The 1824-nt window shown below is 69.2% G+C and carries 2 protein-coding genes; both read left to right on the forward strand.

Annotation, left to right across the window (positions count from 1 at the left end):
• On the forward strand, positions 1–1350 hold a 1350-nt coding region (locus I71_RS09455; protein ID WP_042694228.1), incomplete at its 5' end, for a multicopper oxidase family protein.
• 226 nt (positions 1351–1576) lie between these two features.
• The coding region (locus tag I71_RS39625) for a di-heme oxidoredictase family protein (RefSeq protein ID WP_042694230.1) at positions 1577–1824 on the forward strand (248 nt) is incomplete at its 3' end.

Genomic DNA, 1824 nt, shown 5'->3' on the forward strand with positions numbered 1-1824 from the left:
GGCCTGTTTCCGGTCACCGCCACCGGTGATCTGGTCGAGGTCGAACTGGTCGCCAAACAGCGGATGCAGCAAATCCTGCCGGAACCGGCGGAGCCGTCGCCGCTGATCACTTATGCCGACCGCTTCCCCGGCCCGGTCATCCGCATGCGCAAGGGCCAGCGGCTGCGCGCCACCCTGGTGAACGGGCTGGACGAGCACACCTCGATCCACTGGCACGGCATCCGCCTGCCGAACCTGGAAGACGGGGTGCCCTATCTGACCCAGCCGCCGACCAAGCCGGGCGAGAGTCACGTCTATGAATTCACCCCGCCCGACGCCGGCTCCTTCTTCTTCCATCCCCACTGCAACACGGTGGAGCTGCTGGGCCGCGGTCTTGCCGGGGTGCTGATCGTCGAGGAGCCGGACGCTCCGAAATTCGACGCTGATCTCGTCTGCCTGGTGAAGGACTGGCAGTTGGACAAGACCGGCAAGTTCGGCACCTTCATGACCGACCGCGGCGCTTCGCGCGCCGGCACCTTCGGCAGCGTGTCCACCGTCAACGGCGCCATCGAGCCGGTGTTCGAGGTCCCCACCAACGGCGACATCCGCGCCCGCTTCTACAATGTGGACAGCACCCGCGTCGTCGATCTGCGGGTGGAGGGGGCGGAGGCCTGGATCGTCGCGGTCGACGGCAACCCATTGCCGCCGCGTCCGCTGGACGGCTGGCCGATGGGACCGGCGATGCGCATCGACGTGCTGTTCCGCGCGCCCGCCAAGGCCGGCCAGACCCTGCGGCTGACCAACGTCTATTCGGCGGACCCCAAGCCGCTCGCCACCTTCCGCGCCGTCGGCCCCGCCCTGCCCAACAAGCGTTTCAAGCCGCGCGCCCTGCCCGCCTCCGCCATTCCGGAGCCGGATCTGAAGGATGCCCCGATCATCCCGATGGCCTTCTCCGCCACCGCGGTGGCGCAGGCTTTCGATGCGGCGACGCTGCCCGGCCTGCCCTATGCCGACGCTCTGTGCCTGTCGGCCAAGACCTTCTGGGCGATCAACCAGCAGAGCTGGCCGGAGGGCGGGCACGAACGCCTGCCGCCGCCGCTGGTCACGCTGGAGAAGGGCCGCAGCTATATCTTCGAGCTGGCCAACCTGACGCCGCACCTGCACCCGATCCACATCCACGGCTACACCTTCAAGGTGCTGTCCTCCGATGCCCGCAAGGTGGTGCCGCACCATGCCGACACGGTGCTGCTGGAGCCGAAGGAACGGCTGCGCGTCGCCATCAAGGCAGACAATCCCGGCGACTGGATGTTCCACTGCCACATCATCGAACACCAGGACACCGGCATGATGGGATACATCCGCGTTGCTTGAGTCCACGCTTTCCCGTTTCGCCGTCCAACGCATTTCGCAACCGGAATCCCCTCTCCCCCCCGGGGAGAGGGTCAGGGTGAGGGGGAAGCACGGGCGCCCGCCCGTGCCAGGGGATTGCCAAGGGGCAGAATGCCCCTTGGCGGCGCGCGACAGCGCGCCGGCCCCCTCACCCTCCCCACGCCTTCGGCGCGGGTCCCCTCCCTCTCCCCGGGGGAGAGAGGGCGTATTGCTGCGCTCCGTCTTCACTGTCGCCCTTCTCCTCCTCGCCGCACCTGCCGCCCAGGCCGCCGACAGCCTCGACAACCGCATCGGCGAGGCGCTGTTCCGCCGCATGTGGGTGGCCGCCCCGACCGCGACCCAGGCGGCGGACGGACTTGGCCCGCTCTACAACGCGCGCTCCTGCGCCACCTGCCACCCGCGCGGGTCCGGCGGCCGGCCACCCGATCCGGCGGTGAAGGACGACCAGGGCGTCGG

This window comes from Azospirillum sp. B506 (genome assembly GCF_000333595.1).
Classification (GTDB): Bacteria; Pseudomonadota; Alphaproteobacteria; order Azospirillales; family Azospirillaceae; genus Azospirillum.